Source organism: Bradyrhizobium sp. USDA 3256 (assembly GCF_054058275.1).
Map to the genome: position 1 here is coordinate 5,874,405 of NZ_JBSSAE010000002.1, position 18,874 is coordinate 5,893,278.

An 18,874-nucleotide genomic window follows, 5' to 3' on the forward strand; every position below is an offset into this window, starting at 1 on the left:
CCGGCCGCGTTGCGGACTGAATCCGGCTCGGCGATCAGCAGTCGCTGGTGCCGCTCCACACCGTCAATTCTAGCGCATCGTGATCGCAAGGCCGCTCAGATCGGCATTGGCCATCAGACCGACCTGGTGGCCGGTCAGTTCAAGCACCGCGCCCTTCTGATTGGTCAGCACGATCGCGCGCGCGCCGCGTCCGACGGCCAGCCCCGCGCCGGCCGCACCGTAGACGCCGGCAACATCGGACGGACGGTTGATATTGCTGACCCGGCCGCGCAGCACGGTCTTGGAGCCGCCGAACACCAGGCCGTAGTCGAGGCCGCCGGTGGAGAGCCGGTAGGAACGGCCGCGGAAGGTCAACACGCCGCCGCCGCCGGAGCCGCCGATGATCCATCCGGCCTTGTAGATCGTGAGCGTCACGAAGCCGCTGTCGGCACGGGCGGCGGAAGAGAACGCAAGGCCGGTGAACGCCAGCAGCGCGACAAGCGCAGCACGCAGGGTGGATGAAGGTTTCATGTGCGGTCTCCCCGAGATTTACTCACGTCGATTTGCTCTCGTCGATTTGCTCGCGTGGTGACACGGCTGCGAATCGCGATGCTCCGACTGTAGCAAGCGCGTAAACAGGCGCAATTTGGCACAGCGATGGCCGATTTGTTGACGGGTGCTTTCGCACGACCGGTGTTGAACCTGTTCCCCGGGTTGCAATACTCACTGCATGTCCGGGGCGATCGGCCCCTGAGCTCCAGGATTTGCCCGCGGAGCATTCATTTTTCAAACCGGAGATTTCCCATGCGTCGTCTTGCGATTGCCTGTGCCGCCATTGCCGCCACCGTGTCCGTGCTTGCCACGGCAAGCCCGGCCAGCGCCACGCCCTATCATCTGATCCGCTGGCAGGACACCGGCTTCTGCCAGATCTGGGACCAGAGCATCCCGACCACGCCGTGGCCGGCGAACTTCTCCATCGTCAGCGAGCAGCTGCCGACCTTCGACGCCGCGTTCAGCTACAAGACCGGCCTCCTGAACAACGGTACCTGCGCGTTCTGAGCGATCGCCATTCGATCACGCGCAACGGCGGGCCCGCGGCAACAGCGCGGCGCCCGTCCTTTTGCTGTCAGGTATGACGCGATCCAGCGTCAGTGATGCTTGATCAGGGCGTCGCGCGCGGCAGCGAGTTCGAGGAATGCCGCGCCGTTGCCGCCGCCGTCGGGATGCACCGTCTTGGCGGCGCGCTTGAAAGCCTGCTGGACTTCGGTCGCAGCGAGGCGGCGGCCCAACGGCAGGCCGAGCAATTGCCGGTACTGCTCCTCCTGCGTCAGCACCTTCGGCGTCAGGCCGCGCCGGCCGAACCGCGGCGCCGACAGCATGTGCAGTGCGTCGCTGACGATGCCGAGACGGCGCTGTGCCATCGATTTGGTGCGGCGGTCGGCCGATTTCAGCGCCGCCTGACGCAGGATCGGCAGCACCTGTGCGGCCGCATGCCGCAGTGTCTCGTCGATGTCGGTCGCGGCGATCTCGGCGACCATTTTTGCCATCTCGCGATAGTCGGGATCCGGCGCCGCGCAAAAGCGCTCGATCGCAACTTTCCAGTGTCTGATGTGCGGGTCCATGTCCGCGGTCCGTAACTGTCATCCGAATCCGGATAACAGCAACGCGCAAACACGGCTTGGCGTTTCGGTTGGCGCAGTTTTGAATAGTGTTGTCGACAACGCTTACAATCATAACGAGGAAACGCCATGGCCCTTCTCGACAATCACATCGCCGTCATCACCGGTGCAGGCTCGGGTATCGGGCGTGCCATCGCACTGGGCTACGGCTGCGAGGGCGCGCGCGTGGTGCTGCTCGACATGAACGGCGATGCGGCGGCGGAAGCGGCCAAGGAGATTCGCAGTGCCGGCGGCAAGGCGGAGAGCTTTGCACTCGACGTGACCGATCGCGATGCCTGCGTCGCGATGGCAAAGCAGGTGGCCGACAAGGTCGGGCCGGTCTCGATCCTGGTCAACAATGCTGGCATCGCGCGCCGCAACGGCATGCTCGGCACCGACGAGGCCGTGATCAAGGATTGGGAAGACATCATCTCGATCAATCTCACCGGCGTGTTCAACGTGACGCATTCGTTCCTCGCGCCGCTGCGCAAGAACAAGGGACGCATCGTCAACATCGGCTCGATCCAGTCCTTCGTGCATCTGCGCACGCCGAGTTCGCCGGCCTATACCGCCTCCAAGCACGGCGTGCTCGGCTTCACCAAGGCGTTGGCCGCCGAACTCGGCAAGGATGGCGTGCGCGTCAATGCAATCGGGCCGGGCTTCATCGAAACGCCGTTGAACGAGAAGGTGCGCGCCACCAATCCCGACCTCGTCAAGGTCTTCATGGACCACACCCCGCTCGGCCGCGCCGGCAAGCCGGAGGACATCGTCGGCCCCGCCATCTTCCTCGCCTCGGACCTGTCGGCCTATGTCTCGGGATCGATCGTGATGGTCGATGGCGGCTACCGGACATTGTGACGGATGGAACCGCAATCGTGGCGATTTCTGGGTATTTTGCTTACAGAGCAGGGAGTTAGGGACACGTTAAGGGCTTGTTAACCAAACCGGCACACCGTGGATCTACGGGGTAGTTGGTTCTCGATGTCTTCGCTTCACCGACGAAGCGGGCGTTGATCGGGAGGAGTTCATGTCTTACGCGTCCACCGTACCGTCGCCGGAAGCTCTGCTGCCGTCGCTGGCTCCAAATGAAATCGTCCCACTGCTGATCGGCGCGACCGTCGATGAAGTCGAGCGCGAGCTCGTGCTGCAAACGCTTGCGCGCTGCGACGGCAACCGCACCCGCGCCGCGCGCGTGCTCGGGCTGTCGGTTCGGACATTGCGGAACAAGATCCGCGAATATTCGGCCGACGGCATCGACGTGCCGCTGAGCGAGCACGCCGCAGCCTAGAGCAAGATCCGGAAACGCGCGAAGCGGCTTTCCGGGACGATCATGCTTGGACAACGAGCGAAGCGTGATGACGATTCAACCGGATCGCATCACGCATGAGCGGCACGTCGACGCTAGATCGGCAGGTCGATCGCAAGCCGCCGCCAGCGCGACAACAGCTCGCTGCCGTCGGCATCGAGGCAGCGAGCGAGACGCACCTCGGTCGTCGCGGCCCGTTGCAGCGTCTGTGCGACCAGCGCCGTCGCATAGTCCCAATAGTCGCGCCGCCCCTTCGGATCGTCGTCGACCAGCGATTTTGCGAGGATCTCGACATAGATCGCAGCGACGGCTCTTTGCCAGAGCTCACCTGCGCGCTCGCCCTCCGCCGAGGGCGCGCCGGTCCGCGACTGCCAGGCCAACCAATAATTTTCCTCCGCGCTGCCCCAAGCGGATGGCAATAGCGATGGATCGAGGCATGGCGAGCGACACTCAAGCGGCTGCATGCCGCGCGCGTCGCAGAAGAAGCAATAGCCGAGCTTGTCGTACCAGCTGACGCGCAGCAATCTGCGAATCTCGGTCTGTTGATCCGCTGCGAGCTGCCTCACGCCCGTCCGTTCGAGATCACCGATGACCGCCGCCAGGCGATCGCGATCATACGGCTCGACCTCTAGCACCACACCGATATTGCGTGGAAACAGGGCGTCGAGCATCTCGATCATCTCGCGATAGAACCGACCCGCCAGGCCGCCGCCGCGCCACGTCTTCGCGACGCCGACATAGTTGCAGTAGATCAGCTCGCTTGCGTGATCGTAGGTGAAGAAGCCGAGGCCGATCGCGCGCCCTTCCGCGCGCAGGATGAAGCAGCGCGAGTCGAGGCAATATGACAGCTTCCGACCGCCGACGCTGAATTCTCGTCGTTCGCCGACATCATCTGACAGCACCCAGCGCACAATGTCGTCGGGGGCGTCGCGCTCGTTCGGAGGAAACAGCTCGGCATACAGATCGAGGACGCCGGTGTTGCGAAACGCCGCTTCATCGCGCAGATCGTGCCGCGTCACCACGATGTCGAACGTCAGCGCCCCTGTTGCGTCACCTGCAACTGCCCCGCGCCTGTCGTTCAGAATCCGCAACGCGTCCTCCCGTCACAATCTTCGCATCGAATTATGACTGTTGATCGCTTGCATCGGCCGCGCCGGGCAGAATTGAAGCCGTCATCCAACCTCTGTTACAAGCGGCTTGAAATCGCGACGGAGCATATCAGTGGCTGACGAGACAATCTCCCGCCATGGGTCACGAGGGGCGCAGGGACCGCAGGGTCGTCAGGGCGAGCCGGGCCGGCCCGGTCCGCAAGGGCATCCGGGGCGGCCGGGGCCGGAAGGTGCGCGCGGCAAGCCGGGTCCGCAGGGCAAGCCCGGACTGGTTGGAAAGGCAGGCCCCCAGGGCAAGCCGGGAGCACAAGGCAAGGCGGGCGTGCAGGGTCCGCGCGGCGAAGCTGGCCCACAGGGACCGCAGGGACCGTCCGGCCCGCGCGGTGAAGCCGGCCCGCCCGGACAATTGCCGTCGATCGAGCAGGTGATGCCGTGGCTGCACATGATCTTCGACGCCTGGGAAGACTACAAGCGCACCAAGGAGCGCGAAGCCGCCGAGTTCGCCGAGCGCGATGCCGCCGAGCGCGCGGCAGCGGAGGCGATCGCGCTTGACGTCGACGCCATCGACTTCGCGGAAGATGACGACGAGGACGACGATCACAAGAAAAAGAAGAAGCACCGCAAGAAGGACAAGAAGTAATCCTTCCTGTCCTGGCGCGGCGACACGGCCAGCTCTGTCCGTGTCGCGCCCGATGCCTACTGCTCCGCGCCCGGATTGGCCGGAGGATCGGAGGGGCGAGCGAGGTGCATGAGCTGGAAGACCCAGCGCATGGCGTAATACCAGGCAACGCCCGCGAGCGCCCCGCAGGCCGACAAGATGATGACGTTGGCAAGGTCGATCGTCCCGCTCGACCACAGCATGCCGCAGGTCCAGAGCACGGCGAACGCAATCGAACAGGACGTGAGCAGGGCAGGCTTCATGGCGTCGCTCCGGGATCGGGTGAACGGCACCGATGCCCGGACGCGCGAAGCGGTACCGTGATCTGCATCACGGTACGCCCCCGCCCTCAGCCAAACCGCAGGCGCGAACGCTCCCTCGCCTTCTCCGCCTCCACCTCGCGATCGCGCGCTGGTGCCGTGGTCTGCAACGAGATCAGGAGCCTGCGCGCAGCGTTCGAGACGTCGGTCACGGCGAGGTTGAAGGCGGCCTCATTGGACTGCGACGGCTTGTTGAAGCCGGACAGTTTGCGCACGAATTGCAGCGCCGAGGCGTGAATCTCGTCCTCGGTGGCGGGCGGCTCGAAGTTGAACAGCGTCTTGATATTGCGGCACATGTCGGTCTCCCTCGCCCGCGGCAACGGGGCGGCTCTCTCAAGGACGATCGGCTGCTGCAAAATACGACATCGTGGTCTATTCTGGCAGTGTCATCGTCCACGGTGGAGCGAGGTTCCGGATGAGCCACGTGATCTACAAGGTCGTCCAGCACGACGGCGGCTGGGCCTATACCGTCAACGGGGTGTTCTCGGAACCATTTCCTACCCACGCCGCGGCACTCGCCGCTGCCCGACGCGCCGCCAACGAGCAGCGCGTCCCCGGCCGCACCGAGGCGATCCAGTACGAGACGTCGGACGGCAAATGGTTGACCGAAACCGCATCCGGCAACGACCGCCCGGAGACCGAGGTCGAGGACGGCCGCTAGCTCACCTCGTCGCCTTCAGAACGGAACCTGGACGCCAAGCCGGTCGAAGAACGCCCGCCCCCGCTCGGTGATCCGCAATGCGCGCGGAATCCGATGCGGCGCAACGCCGCGCATCTCGACCAGCCGCGCCAGCACGGCATTGGCAAACGGACCGGCGAGATGCGGCACGCGCTCGGTCCAGTCATTGCAGAGCCGCAGATGCGGCTGCCGCGCCGGATCGAAATCGATCGCCTCGGCCCGGCACCAGGCCAACCCCTGCTCGGTCACGCGACCATTGCGGCCATCGATCACGACGAGGCGGCGGCGGATCAACGCATTCGACAGCAGCACGCCGAGCTGACCCGCAAGGTGGTGGTAGCAGGTGCGCGATTGCCTGAGCTGCTCGGCCGGCATCGCACGCCGCCGCCCGACGGTGGCCTTGGCCGCAAGATCGACGAGGTTCTCGATCAGCGCCGCGACGTCGTCGTCCCTGATCCGGTAATATCTGAACCTGCCCTGTGCCCAAACCGACAGCACGCGGGCGTCGACCAGCTTCTGCAGATGCGCGCTGGCGCCTTGCGGCGAAATGCCGGCAACCGCAGCAAGCTCGCCCGCCGGCAGCGCCTTGCCGTCGGCCAGCGCACTGACCATCGCCTCGCGCACCGGATCGCCCAAAGCCTCGGCGATCCGCGAAAATCCTGTCTGCAAGGCTTGGGATGATCCCACCGCGTCGTCCTCCGGATCGCGCCGAAATGTCCTACCCGCATGCGCCGTGCCGCGCAGCTCATTTCAGATTTTCCTGAAACGTCACGGCGGCCTCTTCCGCTCAAATGGGCGGCAGTCGACGAAACGCAAGGGAACAATCATGACAGCTGACAGCAACGACGCGGAACGCATCTACCGGCTCTGGGATGAAGCGCTCGGCAACAAGGACCTCGAGGCGGCGCTCGCGCTCTACGCACCCGACGCCTCGATCGAGAGCCCGCTGGTACAGCATTTGATGCAGACCAAAGACGGGATCGTCCGCGGCCGCGACGCGCTGCGCGAGTTCATCGCGCGCGTGTTCCGCACCAACCCGCCGCAACGGCGGCGCTTCAAGCAGGGCTTCTTCAGCGACGGCCGCGTTCTTACCTGGGAATATCCGCGGCAATCTCCGGACGGCGATCAGATGGATCTGGTCGAGGTCATGGAGATCGATGACGGCCTGATCCAGCGTCATCGCGTCTATTGGGGATGGTATGCGCTGAACGTACTCAAGGAGAGCTAGCCGAACACATCTTCGCCAGTCGTGCCGACGTACTCTCGGACATCTCCTTCCCCCATGCTAGGCTTGCACCGAAGCGGCTGGACAAACGCGCCGCGCGTGGGAAGAAGCATGATGATCCGTTGGTGCGCGGCGCTCGTGGCCGCTCTCGTCTCGATATCGGTACCGGCCATGGCTGCAGATTACCCCACGCCGCAGGACCGCGAGTGGATCGCAAAGGACTTCAAGTTTCACAGCGGCGAGGTGATGCCGGAACTGCGGCTGCACTACACCACGGTCGGCGCGCCGACCGGACAGCCGGTGCTGGTGCTGCACGGCTCCGGCGGCTCGGCCGCCAGCATGCTGACGCCGACCTTTGCCGGCCAGTTGTTCGGCGCCGGCCAGCCGCTCGACGCGGCGAAATACTACATCGTCATCCCTGACGGCATCGGGCACGGCAAATCGTCGAAGCCGTCGGACGCGATGCGGACGACCTTTCCGAAATACGACTACAACGACATGGTCGACGCGCAGTATAGGCTCGTCACCGAAGGGCTCGGCATCAAGCATCTGCGGCTCGTGATCGGCAACTCGATGGGCGGCATGCACACCTGGATCTGGGGCGTGCGGTATCCACGGATGATGGACGTGCTGGTGCCGATGGCCTCGCAGCCATCAGCGATGGCAGCACGCAACTGGATGCTGCGGCGGACGATGCTGGAAACGATCCGCAACGATCCCGACTACAATGGCGGCAACTACACCAGCCAACCGCGGATGATGAAATACGCCATCGCCGCCTATCGCTTCGCCAGTGCCGGCGGCACGCTCAATTACCAGGCGCTGGCGCCCACCGCAGCGCAGGCCGACAAGATGGTGGACGACCAGCTGGCGCTGCCGGTCACCGCGGATGCCAACGACTACATCTATCAATGGGAGGCCTCGCACGACTACGATCCCTCCGCCGGACTGGAGAAGATCGAGGCAACCCTGCTTGCCATCAATGCCGCCGACGATGAACGCAACCCGCCGGAGACCGGCGTCACCGAAGCTGCCGTGAAGCGGATCAAGAACGGCAAGATTGACCTGATCCCGGCAAGCAGCGAGACACGCGGCCATCTCACCACCGGCGATGCGAAGTTCTATGCCGGGCAATTGCAGGAACTGTTGCAAACGGCGCCGACGATGTAGCGATCGAGGTCAGGGCAATGTCCGCTGATCGCTTCCGCCGCATCGCGCTCGACCTGCCCGAGGTCGTTGAAGGCGCGCATCACCGCACAACCGATTTCCGCGTCGGCAAGCGCATCTTCGCGACGCTCGGCTATCCCGACCAGGATTGGGGCATGGTGAAGCTGACACCCGAGCAGCAGGCGATGGTGGTCGAGGCCGAGCCGAAGATCTTCCGGCCGGTGCCGGGCGGCTGGGGCAAGAGCGGCAGCACCAATGTCCGCCTCGCGAAAGTGGATCAGGTTACGCTGCGCAGCGTGCTCAAAATGGCGCGGGACAATATCGCGGTGAAGGCCGCGAAGAAGCGCGCGAAGCAGCCAATCTGAGCGCAACCATCTCGCACTGCATCAAGCAAGACACGCGGATTCGCTGATTCTTTGAGCATGCATCCCGCGCGCGGTTCGTGCCTAATCGCGCAAACGCCGGATTCGCGCGACGCTATGCGCGGTCACGTAGAAGTCTTCGCCGGAGGAAGGCAATGCGACGGCTTACGCATGTTGCGGTGCTTGCGTGGCTCGCCATGATGGCGGGCGCTGCACTGGCGTTCGACAACGGCCAATACGATAACGTGCCGCCCGACATCCGCGCCTGGTTCAAGAGCGTAATCGCGCCGAATGGCGTGCCGTGCTGCGACATCTCCGACGGCCATCGCACCAGCTACGACATTCGGGGCGGCAGTTATTGGGTGCCGATCGAGGGCGAGTGGATGATGGTGCCGGAGCGCGCCGTGATCCGCGATCGCGGCAACCCGGTCGGCGAGGCCGTGGTGTGGTACGTGCACCACCGCGGCCACATCATCATCAGCTGCTTCGTTCCGGCGGATGCTGTCTGAACGGCGCCCGTCGCCTGCGCGGGAAGCCCCGCGTGCGAGATCGCGCCAATTTGAAACAGTTACTCTCTGTTAACCTTACTTTTTAACCAATAATTAAGGATGAGTTTGCGGGCGCCGTGAGGCGCGGCCTAGCGTCTGCAGAAATGCTTCGTAACCGCGAGTTGGTGCGTGCCATGAGCTTTCGAAGGTTGGCGTATCGAACAACTGGGGCGCTGATGGCGTCCCTTGGCGTTTCCCTTGGCGTTTCCCTTGGCGTTGCAGCGCTGCTGCTTGCTTACCCGACCGAAACCTATGCGAGATCCGGATCCGCAGCGCGCGGCACGTTCTCCTCGCATCATCCAGCCTTCCGCCATCATGTACGGGTGCCAGGCATCGTGTTGCCGGACGCGGGCGGATATTATGATGGCGCGGCGAGCGTTCCCTTCGCTGCCGAGGTCCCGGCGCCGGTCTCGAGCGACGTCCGTTACACCTACACCCAGGACGTACCCTGGGATTGGGCGCATCGCTATCCGCCGGCCGTGGTGCCGTCGGATCGGCCCTATGTGTCGAGCTGCCCCACCGAGAGCGTCACGGTGCCCGGCCGCGGCGGCGACCGCACCGTCAACATCACGCGGTGCTACTGAGAAGCTTCTCCCCAATCAGAAGCGCAAAAACAAAAGAGGCCGCCCGCAAGGGCGGCCTCTCGTATTTTGGCAGACGCTCGGCGCGCTGGCTGACAGCCGGTCAGGAATCCTCGCCCTTCAGATGACCGACGTGCTTCTGGGTGTAGAGCTCAAGGCCGATGCGCTTGATCAGGTCGAGCTGGGTCTCGAGGAAGTCGATGTGGTCTTCCTCGTCCTTCATCAGCTGCTCGAACAGGTCGCGGCTGACATAGTCCTTGACGCCATGGCAGTAGGTCGCCGCCTCCTGGTAGAGCGTGCGGGCGCCGATCTCGGCGGCGAGGTCACACTCGATGATCTCCTTGACGTCCTGGCCGATCTTCAGGGGATCGAGCACCTGCAGATTCGGGAAGCCGTCCAGGAAGAGGATGCGATCGACGAATTTGTCGGCGTGCTCCATCTCCTCGATAGACTCCTTGCGCCAGACCTTGGCCATCTCCAGGAGGCCCCAATTGTTGAGCATCCGGTAGTGCAGCCAGTACTGATTGATGGCGGTCAGTTCGCTGCGCAGCCCCTTGTTCAGATAATCGATGACCTTCGGGTCGCCTTGCATGATCCACTCCACCTGTCGCGGCCAACCTTGGCCGACGCTAAACTTAGAACGTTTCTAAATGAGATTACCGGCAAGAGCAACCCTTCGCAGAAACAGCGCGTGGATAACCGGATTCGAAGGATTTGGCGCAGCGTCTTCCAGCGAAGCGGAAGCCGGTTCGCGCCAGGAAATGCGTCGAAATAAGAAGCTTTAGCAGGCCGCGAGCGCGAATTCGGCCGGCTCGGCGTCCTCGTTGGCGGCGTGAGGATGGCTGCTGTGGGGGCAGCCGGAGCAGCAGGCCTTGGCGCAGGGACCGAGCGCCTCGTCGATGATCGCCTTGATGGTGCGCGCGCAGCGGCCGCATTCGGCACTGCAGCCGAGACAGCCGTACACCTGCTTGGCATTTCGTGTCACGGACCCACCGCCATTGACGGCATTGCGGACATCGTGGTCGCTGAGGACGTTACAGGAACAGACAATCATCGGAGAAAGGCGGGGTCCAACGGTGATGCTTGGCAATATGGATATTGTCGGCTCCCGCGCGATGCAAAAGGAAAAAGCGGTTTTTGTAGCAATTCCAAACTGATGCGGGATTCATATTGGAATGAGTCTAAATCGGTCGGAGGTCAGGAATCCGACACCCGCCGGGTGGCTGACGGGCCAATAACCGCTTCCTTCGCCGCCGGCCCCCATGAGCACACGCCTCGCCGCGGCGCTGTCGGGCTCGTGCGTTGCAAGATATTGCAAAAGCTGCAAGCATTTGGTCGCGAATGCGGCGGCGTCGTTCATTGATCATTCAAGGTGAATATGGAACCCTCCAGTGAGACAGATCGCCAATGCACGCTGTCCCTGCTGCCGCGAGAAAGGTGAGGCCATGAAGAAGACATTGCTGGCGCTTTGCGCCGTTGCCGCTGTGGCGGCTTCGACTGTGGCGGTGCCCGCCCCCGCCCAGGCACAACGCGGTGTCGCCGCCGGCGTCGCTGCGGGATTGATCGGTGGCGCCATCGTCGGTGGCGCGATCGCATCGCAGAACCGCTACTACGGTCCCGGCTACGGCTACTATGCGCCCGGTCCGGCCTATGTCGCCGAGCCCGGTTATGGTCCCGACTGCTTCTGGCAGCGCCAGCGGTTCTGGGACGGCTACACTTGGCGTGTTCGCAGCGTCCGCGTTTGCGATTGATCGCCGTTCATCTCGATTAAATCGAACCAAATGTCCCGGAAAACCGACTGTTTCTCCGGGACATCTGCTGCAGATGGCCAGAAAAAACCGCTTTTCTGCGCGATCAGCCTGCGGACGTTTACTTTCGGTTGACTGTTCTGCGCTGTTTAGCAAGACAGCAGTTCGAGATCAGCGTGCGAGTCACCTCAACCCGGCGCCGAACCACGACGCCACCACCTTCCAGGAGAGCCAAAGACATGAAGAAGACTTTAGCTGCCCTTGTCGCCGTTACCACGATTGCCGGTTCGCTGGCCGTTGCTCCGGCTGCCAAGGCTGGTGACGGCGGCGCCGTCGCAGCCGGCGTTGCCGGCGGCCTGATCGGCGGCGCCTTGCTGGGCGGCGCTATCGCAGGCGCTCGCCCCGCCCCGGTCTATGTCGCACCGGCACCGGTTTACGTCGAAGAGGCCCCGTGCCGCATGGTTCGTGAGCGCTTCTGGGACGGCTACGGCTGGCGCTTCCGTCGCATCCAGGTTTGCGACTGATCGACCGACACGTTTTCAGCATCGCACTCGAAAACCCGGCCTCGCGGCCGGGTTTTGCTTTTACGCCACCAGGCGGTCTTGCGAGCCAGCCCGATCAGCGCTGCCCGTGCATCGCGCGCAGCACCGTCTCGCTCGGCCAGCAATCGACCTTCAGCCCGGCCTGCTTCTGATAGGCGCCAAGCGCGGCGCGGGTCTGCATCCCGGCCTTGCCGTCGAGCTTGTCCTTGTAGAGACCGATCTTCGTCAGCTGCTGCTGCATCGCCTCGACGTCGCCGGAGCGCAGCTGCTTCGATGCCGACCATGGCGTCGCGAATGGCTGCGGGCTCGTCATGCGGTCGGCGAGGTGGCCGACGAACAGCACGTAGAGATCGGAGAAATTGTATTCCTTGATCACGAAGTAGTTCGGCGTGGTCAGGAAGGCGGGACCGTAGCTGCCTTCCGGCTGCAGCAGCGACGCCGATTGCGCCTGCTCGGCGGCGCTGAGCTTCTGTCCGCGCACCGGCACGAAGCCTGCGCGCAGCCACTGGCTGATCGGCTTCGTCACTTCAGGCACGCCCATCGTGCAGTCGGCATTGGCCGGCGCCTGCACCTCATAGGCCCAGCGCACGCCGGGCTGCCAGCCCTTGTTGACCAGCTGCTGCGCGGCGGAGGCGAGCGCGTCCGGCACCGAATGCCAGATGTCGACACGTCCGTCGCCGTCGAGATCGACGCCATGCTTGTAATATTCCGACGGCAGGAACTGGGTGTAGCCGGTTGCACCGGCCCAGGAGGAGCGCATCTCCTTGCGCGTCACCGCGCCCTCGCCGAGGATCTTCAGCGCCAGGATGAACTCGGTGCGGTACTGATCCTTGCGACGGCCGACATAGGCCTGCGTCGCCACCACGCGCAGCGTGTCGTAGGGCAGCGAATAGCGCCCGTAATCGGTCTCGCGGCCCCAGATCGCCAGCACGACGGTGGCCGGGACGCCGAACCGCTTCTCGATCGCATCGAGCGAGGAGCGATACTTCTGCAACAGCCGCTGCCCTTCGGCGGCGAGCCGCGCGATCGAGGCTTCCTTGATGTAGTCGGCCGGCACCTGCACGAACTCGGCCTGCGCCGGTGCGCCGGTCTTCGGACGTCCGGGCAGGATCAGGTCGGGCAGCTTGTAGTCGGGCTCGAGCGAGCGTGTCTCGCGATCGAAGGTCTCGCGCGACACGCCGGCGGCCTTGGCCTCCGGCCACAGCGAGGCGATGAACTGGGTGAACGCAGCATCGGCGGCGAATGCCGGCAGCGGCGCACACAGCAGCAGCGCGAATGCGACGATGGTGGCTGGCCATTTCATGATCGATCTCACCCTGCGGAAACGGGCATTGCAACGCGGATTCGGCAATTGTCAGAATTCAATTCTGGGCGGTAAGTTTTGCCGTGCGCATATTTCTGTCATTTCCCTCCGAACTGGAATCGCAGGCTGACAGCATCGCCCAGTCCCTGCGCAATTGCGACCATGACGTTTTCTTTTCGCACGACGATCTTCCGCCGGGCGACAGCTTCGATGCGCGCGTCGAAAAAGCCATCGAAAGCAGCGATTTTATGGTGTTCCTGATCAGTCCGGAATCGGTGACCAGGGGACGCTACACGCTGAGCGAGCTCGCCTTTGCCCGGAACAAATGGCCGAACCCCAGCAATCGCATGCTGCCGGTGATGATGGCGCCGACCCCGCTCGACCAGGTTCCGACCTATCTCAAGGCGGTCACGATCCTCGAGCCTCGCCCGGCCAGTATGCGAGAGCCGTGCCGATCGAGGGCAATGCCGCGAACCCGGCCCAGACCACCGAGGCGCTCGGCAACAATCCCTGCATGGGATTTTTGATCGGCGGCATCGGCGGCGCCGTCGGCGGAGCCATCACCATTCTCGGCGTGCTCCTGACCAACCCCGCGTTCAGGCGGATCGACAGCGTCGTCGTGACCTGGATCGCGGCCATCGCAGCCGGAACGGTTTACGGCGCGATCGCCAGGCTGCCGACCTTGCCGGGCTGGCTGGTGCTGTTCGGCGTCTGGCAGACCGCGTTCGTCCTCGCGATGGCCCGCGGATTTCCGCGCGGCGCGGCGCAAATCCCCGAATGGCTCGGCAGATCCGCGCCGGCATTGTTTGGCTCGCGCGCGGCGCGGTGACGCCGCGCCGCCGTTCATCCCTAATGCCCAACCTGTTGCTTGGCGCCTTCGATCGAGTCGTTCGACAGCTTGTCGACGATGGCGATGCCGATCGCCGACAGGATGAAGACGCAGTGGATGATGGTCTGCCACATCACGCCGGTCTCGGTGTAGTTGCCCTTGCCTGACGACAGTGCACCGGCCTCGATGAAGGTGCGCAGCAAATGGATCGAGGAGATGCCGATGATCGCCATCGCCAGCTTGATCTTCAGCACGCTGGCATTGACGTGGCTGAGCCATTCCGGTTCGTCCGGATGGCCCTGCAGATTGAGGCGCGAGACGAAAGTTTCGTAGCCGCCGACGATCACCATCACCAACAGGTTCGAGATCATGACGACGTCGATCAGGCCGAGGACGGCCAGCATGATCTGCTGCTCGCTGAAATCGAAGGAATGGGCGAACAGGTGCCATAGTTCCTTAAGGAACAGCACGACATAGACGCCTTGGGCGATGATCAGGCCGACATAGAGCGGCAATTGCAGCCAGCGCGATCCGAAGATCAGCATCGGAACGGGACGCAGCGACCGGCCCTTCAGGGGGGTGCGCGCATCTGAAACAGCGGACATGTTGGAGTGCTCGCAGGATTAAAAATTGCGGAGCGCTCTATCTACGCAATCCCGCGCGCTTGAAAAGCGACAACTGGCCGCAGATTGCGCCGCGGTGCCGTCACGATCCTGCCAACGAGCAACGGTCGAACGCGGCACGATGGCCGCGCTCGACCGCTTGAACCAATCAGCGCGTCAGCTTCTTGTACTTCACGCGATGCGGAATGATGCTGTCCTGGCCGAGCCGGCGCATCTTGTCCTTTTCGTAATCCTGGAAGTTGCCCTCGAACCACTCGACATGGCTGTCGCCCTCGAAGGCCAGGATGTGGGTCGCGATGCGGTCGAGGAACCAGCGGTCATGGCTGATGATGACGGCGCAACCGGCGAAATCCTCCAGCGCCTCTTCCAGCGCGCGCAGCGTGTCGACGTCGAGGTCGTTGGTCGGTTCGTCGAGCAGCAGCACGTTGGCGCCCGACTTCAGCATCTTGGCGAGATGCACGCGGTTGCGCTCACCGCCCGACAGCGCACCGACCTTCTTCTGCTGGTCGGCGCCCTTGAAGTTGAACGCCGAGCAGTAGCCGCGCGAATTGACTTCCTTCTTGCCGAGCAGGATCAGCTCGTTGCCGCCGGAGATTTCCTCCCACACCGTCTTGTTGCCCTCGAGTGCGTCGCGCGATTGGTCGACATAGCCGAGATGCACGGTCTCGCCGACCGTGATGGTGCCCTTGTCCGGCGTCTCCTGCTCGGTGATCATCTTGAACAGCGTGGTCTTGCCGGCGCCGTTGGCACCGATCACGCCGACGATGCCGCCGGGCGGCAGCTTGAAGGTGAGATCGTCGATCAGCAGGCGATCGCCAAATCCCTTGCTGAGACCTTCGAAGTCGACGACGTTGGCGCCGAGCCGCTCGGCGACCGGAATGATGATCTGCGCGGTCTGGGTCTGCTTCTCGCTCGCCTTCTTGAGCAGCTCCTCATAGCGCTGGTAGCGCGCCTTCGACTTGGCCTGGCGCGCCTTCGGCGAGGACGCCACCCATTCCTGCTCGCGGGCCAGCGTCTTCTGATGCGCGGCGTCCTCGCGGCCTTCCTGGTCGAGTCGCTTCTGCTTCTGCACCAGCCAGGACGAGTAATTGCCCTCGTAGGGGATGCCGCGGCCGCGGTCGAGCTCGAGGATCCAGCCCGTGACGTTGTCGAGGAAGTAACGGTCGTGGGTGACGATCAGGATCGCGCCGGGATAGTTGCGCAGATGGCCTTCCAGCCACGACACCGACTCGGCGTCGAGGTGGTTGGTCGGCTCGTCGAGCAGCAGCAATTCCGGCTGGTCGAGCAGCAGGCGGCACAGCGCCACGCGGCGGCGTTCGCCGCCGGACAGTTTGGTGACATCGGCATCGTCGGGCGGGCAGCGCAGCGCGTCCATCGCCTGGTCGACCTTGCTGTCGAGATCCCACAGGCCCTGGGCCTCGATCTCGTCCTGCAGCTTGGTCATCTCGTCGGCGGTCTCGTCCGAATAGTTGACCGCGAGCTCGTTGTAGCGGTCGAGGATCGCCTTCTGCTTGGCGACGCCCTGCATGACGTTTTCGCGCACCGAGAGCTTGGGATCGAGCTGCGGCTCCTGCTCGAGATAGCCGACGCGAGCGCCCTCGGCGACCCAAGCCTCGCCGTTATACTCCTTGTCGAGACCGGCCATGATCTTGAGCAGGGTCGACTTGCCCGAGCCATTGACGCCGAGCACGCCGATCTTGGCGTCCGGGTAGAAGCTCAGATGGATGTTATCGAGCACCTTGCGGGTCGGGTACGCCTTGGTCAGACCCTGCATGAAATAGATGAACTGGCGAGCCATCCGCTGTCCCTGGAATTGATCCGATTTGTGGAAATTTTGCTGCCGCCGATGTAACGGCCGGCCCCCGAAAGCGCAACCGCGGGACCTCTGTTTTCCGTCCGTTCACCACGTTTCGCGGCTTCACCACGGGTGATTACGGGTTCGACGCCATGTGTGCGCCGAATCACGACAATTGAAACCATCTTTTAATAAATCAGGCCAAAACTCGTTCTCAACGCCGAAAAACGGCGATTTTCGCGGCAGAACCGCGGCCAAAACAGTTGAGGCCACGTCATGGCTACCATCATTTCAGCACCCCTTTCGCGCCCGGCGACCAAAGCCGAGGCGACGCTGTTCGCCGAATTCAGCGCATTTTGGCGCGCCTTCGTCGCCAGGGCTTTCAATCCCTACCGGCCGGAACTGCACTATATGCGCGGCCCCGGTCCAGCCTGCCGCGCCAAGCAGATGGCGCTGTCGCCGGCAGTCCGCTCGATGCTCGCCGATATCCGCGCCACGAAGACGCAGAAGCCGTCGCCGCGCGTGTGACAATCGCCGCTTTTTGAAACCGCGGCCGCTTGCGCGCCTGCCGATTGCGCGCGACCATGACGGGTATCCCGACGGTTGATCTCCCGCCGTCGTCCTCACCCTGAATGGACCTCCCCGATGACGCGGCTCCGCTGTGCAATCCTCGACGACTATTTTGACATCGCGCTTTCGGTGGCCGACTGGCCGAAGGTCAAGGACCGGGTCGACGTCACCGTGTTCGACAAGCCGTTCGCGAGCGAGGCGGAAGCGGCAACGAAGCTGAAGGATTTCGAGATCATCTGCGCGATGCGCGAGCGCACGGCGTTCCCGAAGAGCCTGCTCGACGCGCTGCGCAAGCTGCAGCTCGTGATCACGTCAGGCATGCGCAACGCGGCGATCGACATGGAGGCCGCCAAGGACCGCAAGGTGGTGTTGTGCGGCACCCAATATAACCGCGATCCCACCGCGCCGCTCACCATGGGCCTGATCCTGGAACTGACCCGCGGCATCGGCCGCGAGAATGCGCGCATGCACGCCGGCGAGGCCTGGCAGACCTTTGCCGGTGCCGAGATCGAGGGCAAGACGCTCGGCATCATCGGCCTCGGCAAGCTCGGCAGCAAGGTCGCCGGCATGGCCAAGGTGTTCGGCATGAACGTCATCGCCTGGAGTCCCAATCTGACGCCGGAGAAGTGCAAGGAGGCCGGCGTCGGCTATGCCAGCAAGGACGAGCTGTTCGCGACATCAGACATCATCACCATCCATGTCGTGCTGAGCGCGCGCTCGCGCGGACTGGTCGGCGCCGCCGATCTCGCCCGCATGAAGCCGTCGGCCTATCTCGTCAACACCGCACGCGGGCCGATCGTCGATGAGGACGCCCTGTTCGCGGCGCTGCGCGACAGGACGATCGCCGGCGCCGGCATCGACGTGTTCTCGGTCGAGCCGCTGCCGTCGGATCACCCGCTGCGCAAGCTCGACAACGTCGTGATCACGCCGCATCTCGGCTATGCGACGCGCGAGAGCCTGCAGGCGCATTATCAGCAGATGGTCGAGTGCATCGATGCCTTCACCAAGGGCAACGAGCCGCCGCGGCGCCTGGCCTGACAGCAGCATTCACTGCGGCTAGCCGAGCCAACGGAACGCGCGTTCGAGCTCGGCGCGGCCGTCCCGGTCATACCAGCGCCCGTGGGCGAGGATAATCCGCTCCGGATCCCATTCGATCATGCGGGCGACCGCGGCCTTCATCGCGTCCCTGTCCTGCAGGAAGGTCGAGCGCAGATCCGTTGGCGTGCTGCCGTCAGGATCGCGCACGCCCCCGAGCCAGATCAGGAACCGCATCAACGGCGAGCGAACTCGCCCGGCCTCAAAATTCTCGATCAGGTCCGTCAGCAGCAATGTCCGCGACGGCAGATGGAAGAACACGACCTCCGTCATGTAGCTGCCTGCCACCGGCAGCGTCGCGATCCACTCATCCCAGGGATAACCGGATGATCGTTCCAGTGGCTCGCCTTCGAAGGTCAGCCCACTGCCCGCCTGTTGCTTGATCCCGGGCGCAAGGAAGATGCGCGCGTCGGGATAGGCAGCATGCCATTCCGGAATCCACCAATAGTGCAGACGATTCGGACCGATGATCCAGCACGGTACGCCCAGCTTAACGACTGCGGCCTTGAGTTCCGCCAGCAATGGTGTTGGCGAGTGAATGAACAGACGCCCACCCGGCAGACGAACGATTGTCGCGCGCGTTGGAAACGGCATCTTGAACCAGCGCGGGCCGAACCGGATGATCGGACCATCGATCATCCATACGTCATCGGCGACAGGCTTTGGCGCACTCAGCGGCGGATAGGTCTCGCAGACGTCCTGCATCGCATTGCCTCCCGGGCGGCAACGTCGAGATGCGCGGCTTGCTGCAACAAAAAAGGCGCGCTGTTCGCGCGC

General features: G+C 63.9%; 28 protein-coding genes. 16 read left to right on the top strand and 12 right to left on the bottom strand.

Translation table 11 applies throughout. From position 1 onward, the window contains the following. Positions 1 to 69 precede the first annotated feature (69 nt). Complete coding sequence (locus tag ACVWY5_RS29670; RefSeq protein WP_016840958.1) at positions 70 to 510, bottom strand: hypothetical protein; 441 nt, start codon at positions 508 to 510, stop codon at positions 70 to 72. Between the two features lie 273 nt (positions 511 to 783). On the opposite strand from ACVWY5_RS29670, the gene ACVWY5_RS29675 reads away from it, so the two are divergent. Beyond that, the gene (locus ACVWY5_RS29675; RefSeq protein ID WP_028334836.1) at positions 784 to 1,038 is read left to right on the top strand and encodes a hypothetical protein; all 255 of its coding nucleotides are present in this window, start codon (positions 784 to 786) and stop codon (positions 1,036 to 1,038) included. Between the two features lie 89 nt (positions 1,039 to 1,127). Here the strand turns inward: ACVWY5_RS29675 and ACVWY5_RS29680 are convergent, their stop codons facing one another. Beyond that, complete coding sequence (locus ACVWY5_RS29680; RefSeq protein WP_028334835.1) at positions 1,128 to 1,601, bottom strand: hypothetical protein; 474 nt, start codon at positions 1,599 to 1,601, stop codon at positions 1,128 to 1,130. Between the two features lie 126 nt (positions 1,602 to 1,727). Between ACVWY5_RS29680 and ACVWY5_RS29685 the strand changes: the two genes are divergently transcribed. Beyond that, positions 1,728 to 2,495, top strand: coding sequence for an SDR family NAD(P)-dependent oxidoreductase (locus ACVWY5_RS29685; protein WP_028334834.1), 768 nt, complete (start codon positions 1,728 to 1,730; stop codon positions 2,493 to 2,495). Between the two features lie 169 nt (positions 2,496 to 2,664). Next, a complete protein-coding gene (locus ACVWY5_RS29690) occupies positions 2,665 to 2,925 on the top strand; it encodes a helix-turn-helix domain-containing protein (protein ID WP_016840962.1) in 261 nt (86 codons plus the stop codon). A 113-nt stretch (positions 2,926 to 3,038) separates the two neighbouring features. Here the strand turns inward: ACVWY5_RS29690 and ACVWY5_RS29695 are convergent, their stop codons facing one another. Continuing rightward, positions 3,039 to 4,034 carry a hypothetical protein gene (locus ACVWY5_RS29695; RefSeq protein WP_028334833.1) on the bottom strand — a complete coding sequence of 332 codons (996 nt, stop codon included), beginning with the start codon at positions 4,032 to 4,034 and terminating at the stop codon, positions 3,039 to 3,041. 130 nt (positions 4,035 to 4,164) lie between these two features. Here ACVWY5_RS29695 and ACVWY5_RS29700 point away from each other — a divergent pair, with 130 nt between their 5' ends. Next, positions 4,165 to 4,692, top strand: a complete 528-nt coding sequence (locus ACVWY5_RS29700; protein WP_028334832.1) for a collagen-like domain-containing protein — start codon at positions 4,165 to 4,167, stop codon at positions 4,690 to 4,692. Between the two features lie 56 nt (positions 4,693 to 4,748). Here the strand turns inward: ACVWY5_RS29700 and ACVWY5_RS29705 are convergent, their stop codons facing one another. Further along, positions 4,749 to 4,973: a hypothetical protein gene (locus ACVWY5_RS29705; protein ID WP_028334831.1), complete on the bottom strand. Its 225-nt coding sequence runs from the start codon at positions 4,971 to 4,973 to the stop codon at positions 4,749 to 4,751. A gap of 86 nt (positions 4,974 to 5,059) precedes the next feature. Continuing rightward, complete coding sequence (locus ACVWY5_RS29710; protein ID WP_028334830.1) at positions 5,060 to 5,326, bottom strand: DUF2277 domain-containing protein; 267 nt, start codon at positions 5,324 to 5,326, stop codon at positions 5,060 to 5,062. A gap of 119 nt (positions 5,327 to 5,445) precedes the next feature. On the opposite strand from ACVWY5_RS29710, the gene ACVWY5_RS29715 reads away from it, so the two are divergent. Further along, positions 5,446 to 5,691, top strand: a complete 246-nt coding sequence (locus ACVWY5_RS29715; protein WP_016840968.1) for a DUF2188 domain-containing protein — start codon at positions 5,446 to 5,448, stop codon at positions 5,689 to 5,691. Positions 5,692 to 5,706: 15 nt separating this feature from the next. On the opposite strand, the gene ACVWY5_RS29720 is transcribed toward ACVWY5_RS29715, so the two are convergent. After that, entirely contained in the window at positions 5,707 to 6,396 is a 690-nt protein-coding gene (locus ACVWY5_RS29720) for an ArsR/SmtB family transcription factor (RefSeq protein WP_152977900.1), read from the bottom strand. Between the two features lie 139 nt (positions 6,397 to 6,535). On the opposite strand from ACVWY5_RS29720, the gene ACVWY5_RS29725 reads away from it, so the two are divergent. The 5 genes from ACVWY5_RS29725 to ACVWY5_RS29745 all read left to right on the top strand — a co-directional run bounded on the left by ACVWY5_RS29725 (position 6,536) and on the right by ACVWY5_RS29745 (position 9,595). Continuing rightward, positions 6,536 to 6,937 carry a nuclear transport factor 2 family protein gene (locus tag ACVWY5_RS29725; RefSeq protein ID WP_244978363.1) on the top strand — a complete coding sequence of 134 codons (402 nt, stop codon included), beginning with the start codon at positions 6,536 to 6,538 and terminating at the stop codon, positions 6,935 to 6,937. A 111-nt stretch (positions 6,938 to 7,048) separates the two neighbouring features. After that, positions 7,049 to 8,104 (top strand): alpha/beta fold hydrolase, encoded by a 1,056-nt coding sequence (locus tag ACVWY5_RS29730; protein WP_028334827.1) that lies wholly within the window; start codon positions 7,049 to 7,051, stop codon positions 8,102 to 8,104. Between the two features lie 17 nt (positions 8,105 to 8,121). After that, complete coding sequence (locus ACVWY5_RS29735) at positions 8,122 to 8,466, top strand: MmcQ/YjbR family DNA-binding protein (protein ID WP_028334826.1); 345 nt, start codon at positions 8,122 to 8,124, stop codon at positions 8,464 to 8,466. A 152-nt stretch (positions 8,467 to 8,618) separates the two neighbouring features. Then, the gene (locus ACVWY5_RS29740; protein WP_028334825.1) at positions 8,619 to 8,972 is read left to right on the top strand and encodes a hypothetical protein; all 354 of its coding nucleotides are present in this window, start codon (positions 8,619 to 8,621) and stop codon (positions 8,970 to 8,972) included. 215 nt (positions 8,973 to 9,187) lie between these two features. Next, positions 9,188 to 9,595, top strand: coding sequence for a hypothetical protein (locus tag ACVWY5_RS29745; RefSeq protein WP_038377567.1), 408 nt, complete (start codon positions 9,188 to 9,190; stop codon positions 9,593 to 9,595). A gap of 100 nt (positions 9,596 to 9,695) precedes the next feature. Here the strand turns inward: ACVWY5_RS29745 and bfr are convergent, their stop codons facing one another. After that, a complete protein-coding gene (bfr, locus tag ACVWY5_RS29750; RefSeq protein ID WP_026193251.1) occupies positions 9,696 to 10,184 on the bottom strand; it encodes a bacterioferritin in 489 nt (162 codons plus the stop codon). Between the two features lie 189 nt (positions 10,185 to 10,373). After that, positions 10,374 to 10,646, bottom strand: a complete 273-nt coding sequence (locus ACVWY5_RS29755) for a (2Fe-2S)-binding protein (RefSeq protein ID WP_028334823.1) — start codon at positions 10,644 to 10,646, stop codon at positions 10,374 to 10,376. Positions 10,647 to 11,037: 391 nt separating this feature from the next. Between ACVWY5_RS29755 and ACVWY5_RS29760 the strand changes: the two genes are divergently transcribed. Next, complete coding sequence (locus ACVWY5_RS29760; protein ID WP_016843729.1) at positions 11,038 to 11,343, top strand: hypothetical protein; 306 nt, start codon at positions 11,038 to 11,040, stop codon at positions 11,341 to 11,343. Between the two features lie 236 nt (positions 11,344 to 11,579). Then, entirely contained in the window at positions 11,580 to 11,864 is a 285-nt protein-coding gene (locus ACVWY5_RS29765) for a hypothetical protein (protein WP_016843728.1), read from the top strand. Between the two features lie 94 nt (positions 11,865 to 11,958). Here the strand turns inward: ACVWY5_RS29765 and ACVWY5_RS29770 are convergent, their stop codons facing one another. After that, positions 11,959 to 13,185 (bottom strand): lytic murein transglycosylase, encoded by a 1,227-nt coding sequence (locus ACVWY5_RS29770; RefSeq protein WP_028334822.1) that lies wholly within the window; start codon positions 13,183 to 13,185, stop codon positions 11,959 to 11,961. 83 nt (positions 13,186 to 13,268) lie between these two features. Between ACVWY5_RS29770 and ACVWY5_RS29775 the strand changes: the two genes are divergently transcribed. Further along, positions 13,269 to 13,712 (top strand): toll/interleukin-1 receptor domain-containing protein, encoded by a 444-nt coding sequence (locus ACVWY5_RS29775; RefSeq protein WP_028334821.1) that lies wholly within the window; start codon positions 13,269 to 13,271, stop codon positions 13,710 to 13,712. After that, on the top strand, positions 13,634 to 14,014 hold the full coding sequence (locus tag ACVWY5_RS29780) for a hypothetical protein (RefSeq protein ID WP_283089785.1): 381 nt from the start codon (positions 13,634 to 13,636) through the stop codon (positions 14,012 to 14,014). The genes ACVWY5_RS29775 and ACVWY5_RS29780 overlap by 79 nt, the downstream gene beginning before the upstream one ends. Positions 14,015 to 14,034: 20 nt before the next feature. Here the strand turns inward: ACVWY5_RS29780 and ACVWY5_RS29785 are convergent, their stop codons facing one another. After that, positions 14,035 to 14,619 carry a TIGR00645 family protein gene (locus ACVWY5_RS29785; RefSeq protein WP_028334819.1) on the bottom strand — a complete coding sequence of 195 codons (585 nt, stop codon included), beginning with the start codon at positions 14,617 to 14,619 and terminating at the stop codon, positions 14,035 to 14,037. 166 nt (positions 14,620 to 14,785) lie between these two features. After that, the gene (gene ettA, locus ACVWY5_RS29790) at positions 14,786 to 16,435 is read right to left on the bottom strand and encodes an energy-dependent translational throttle protein EttA (RefSeq protein ID WP_028334818.1); all 1,650 of its coding nucleotides are present in this window, start codon (positions 16,433 to 16,435) and stop codon (positions 14,786 to 14,788) included. A gap of 273 nt (positions 16,436 to 16,708) precedes the next feature. Here ettA and ACVWY5_RS29795 point away from each other — a divergent pair, with 273 nt between their 5' ends. Next, on the top strand, positions 16,709 to 16,960 hold the full coding sequence (locus ACVWY5_RS29795; protein WP_028334817.1) for a hypothetical protein: 252 nt from the start codon (positions 16,709 to 16,711) through the stop codon (positions 16,958 to 16,960). 117 nt (positions 16,961 to 17,077) lie between these two features. Further along, positions 17,078 to 18,040, top strand: a complete 963-nt coding sequence (locus ACVWY5_RS29800) for a D-2-hydroxyacid dehydrogenase family protein (protein ID WP_028334816.1) — start codon at positions 17,078 to 17,080, stop codon at positions 18,038 to 18,040. A gap of 18 nt (positions 18,041 to 18,058) precedes the next feature. On the opposite strand, the gene ACVWY5_RS29805 is transcribed toward ACVWY5_RS29800, so the two are convergent. Continuing rightward, positions 18,059 to 18,802, bottom strand: coding sequence for a DUF4336 domain-containing protein (locus ACVWY5_RS29805; protein WP_028334815.1), 744 nt, complete (start codon positions 18,800 to 18,802; stop codon positions 18,059 to 18,061). Positions 18,803 to 18,874 lie beyond the last annotated feature (72 nt).

Coding starts and splice junctions, on each gene's coding strand:
- ACVWY5_RS29725 (WP_244978363.1), top strand. CDS start 6,536: ATGACAGCTGACAGCAACGACGCGGAACGCATCTACCGGCTCTGGGAT.
- ACVWY5_RS29730 (WP_028334827.1), top strand. CDS start 7,049: ATGATCCGTTGGTGCGCGGCGCTCGTGGCCGCTCTCGTCTCGATATCG.
- ACVWY5_RS29740 (WP_028334825.1), top strand. CDS start 8,619: ATGCGACGGCTTACGCATGTTGCGGTGCTTGCGTGGCTCGCCATGATG.
- ACVWY5_RS29745 (WP_038377567.1), top strand. CDS start 9,188: ATGGCGTCCCTTGGCGTTTCCCTTGGCGTTTCCCTTGGCGTTGCAGCG.
- ACVWY5_RS29755 (WP_028334823.1), bottom strand. CDS start 10,646: ATGATTGTCTGTTCCTGTAACGTCCTCAGCGACCACGATGTCCGCAAT.
- ACVWY5_RS29685 (WP_028334834.1), top strand. CDS start 1,728: ATGGCCCTTCTCGACAATCACATCGCCGTCATCACCGGTGCAGGCTCG.
- ettA (WP_028334818.1), bottom strand. CDS start 16,435: ATGGCTCGCCAGTTCATCTATTTCATGCAGGGTCTGACCAAGGCGTAC.
- ACVWY5_RS29735 (WP_028334826.1), top strand. CDS start 8,122: ATGTCCGCTGATCGCTTCCGCCGCATCGCGCTCGACCTGCCCGAGGTC.
- ACVWY5_RS29710 (WP_028334830.1), bottom strand. CDS start 5,326: ATGTGCCGCAATATCAAGACGCTGTTCAACTTCGAGCCGCCCGCCACC.
- ACVWY5_RS29805 (WP_028334815.1), bottom strand. CDS start 18,802: ATGCAGGACGTCTGCGAGACCTATCCGCCGCTGAGTGCGCCAAAGCCT.
- ACVWY5_RS29715 (WP_016840968.1), top strand. CDS start 5,446: ATGAGCCACGTGATCTACAAGGTCGTCCAGCACGACGGCGGCTGGGCC.
- ACVWY5_RS29795 (WP_028334817.1), top strand. CDS start 16,709: ATGGCTACCATCATTTCAGCACCCCTTTCGCGCCCGGCGACCAAAGCC.
- ACVWY5_RS29785 (WP_028334819.1), bottom strand. CDS start 14,619: ATGTCCGCTGTTTCAGATGCGCGCACCCCCCTGAAGGGCCGGTCGCTG.
- ACVWY5_RS29800 (WP_028334816.1), top strand. CDS start 17,078: ATGACGCGGCTCCGCTGTGCAATCCTCGACGACTATTTTGACATCGCG.
- ACVWY5_RS29765 (WP_016843728.1), top strand. CDS start 11,580: ATGAAGAAGACTTTAGCTGCCCTTGTCGCCGTTACCACGATTGCCGGT.
- bfr (WP_026193251.1), bottom strand. CDS start 10,184: ATGCAAGGCGACCCGAAGGTCATCGATTATCTGAACAAGGGGCTGCGC.
- ACVWY5_RS29770 (WP_028334822.1), bottom strand. CDS start 13,185: ATGAAATGGCCAGCCACCATCGTCGCATTCGCGCTGCTGCTGTGTGCG.
- ACVWY5_RS29760 (WP_016843729.1), top strand. CDS start 11,038: ATGAAGAAGACATTGCTGGCGCTTTGCGCCGTTGCCGCTGTGGCGGCT.
- ACVWY5_RS29670 (WP_016840958.1), bottom strand. CDS start 510: ATGAAACCTTCATCCACCCTGCGTGCTGCGCTTGTCGCGCTGCTGGCG.
- ACVWY5_RS29705 (WP_028334831.1), bottom strand. CDS start 4,973: ATGAAGCCTGCCCTGCTCACGTCCTGTTCGATTGCGTTCGCCGTGCTC.
- ACVWY5_RS29675 (WP_028334836.1), top strand. CDS start 784: ATGCGTCGTCTTGCGATTGCCTGTGCCGCCATTGCCGCCACCGTGTCC.
- ACVWY5_RS29690 (WP_016840962.1), top strand. CDS start 2,665: ATGTCTTACGCGTCCACCGTACCGTCGCCGGAAGCTCTGCTGCCGTCG.
- ACVWY5_RS29680 (WP_028334835.1), bottom strand. CDS start 1,601: ATGGACCCGCACATCAGACACTGGAAAGTTGCGATCGAGCGCTTTTGC.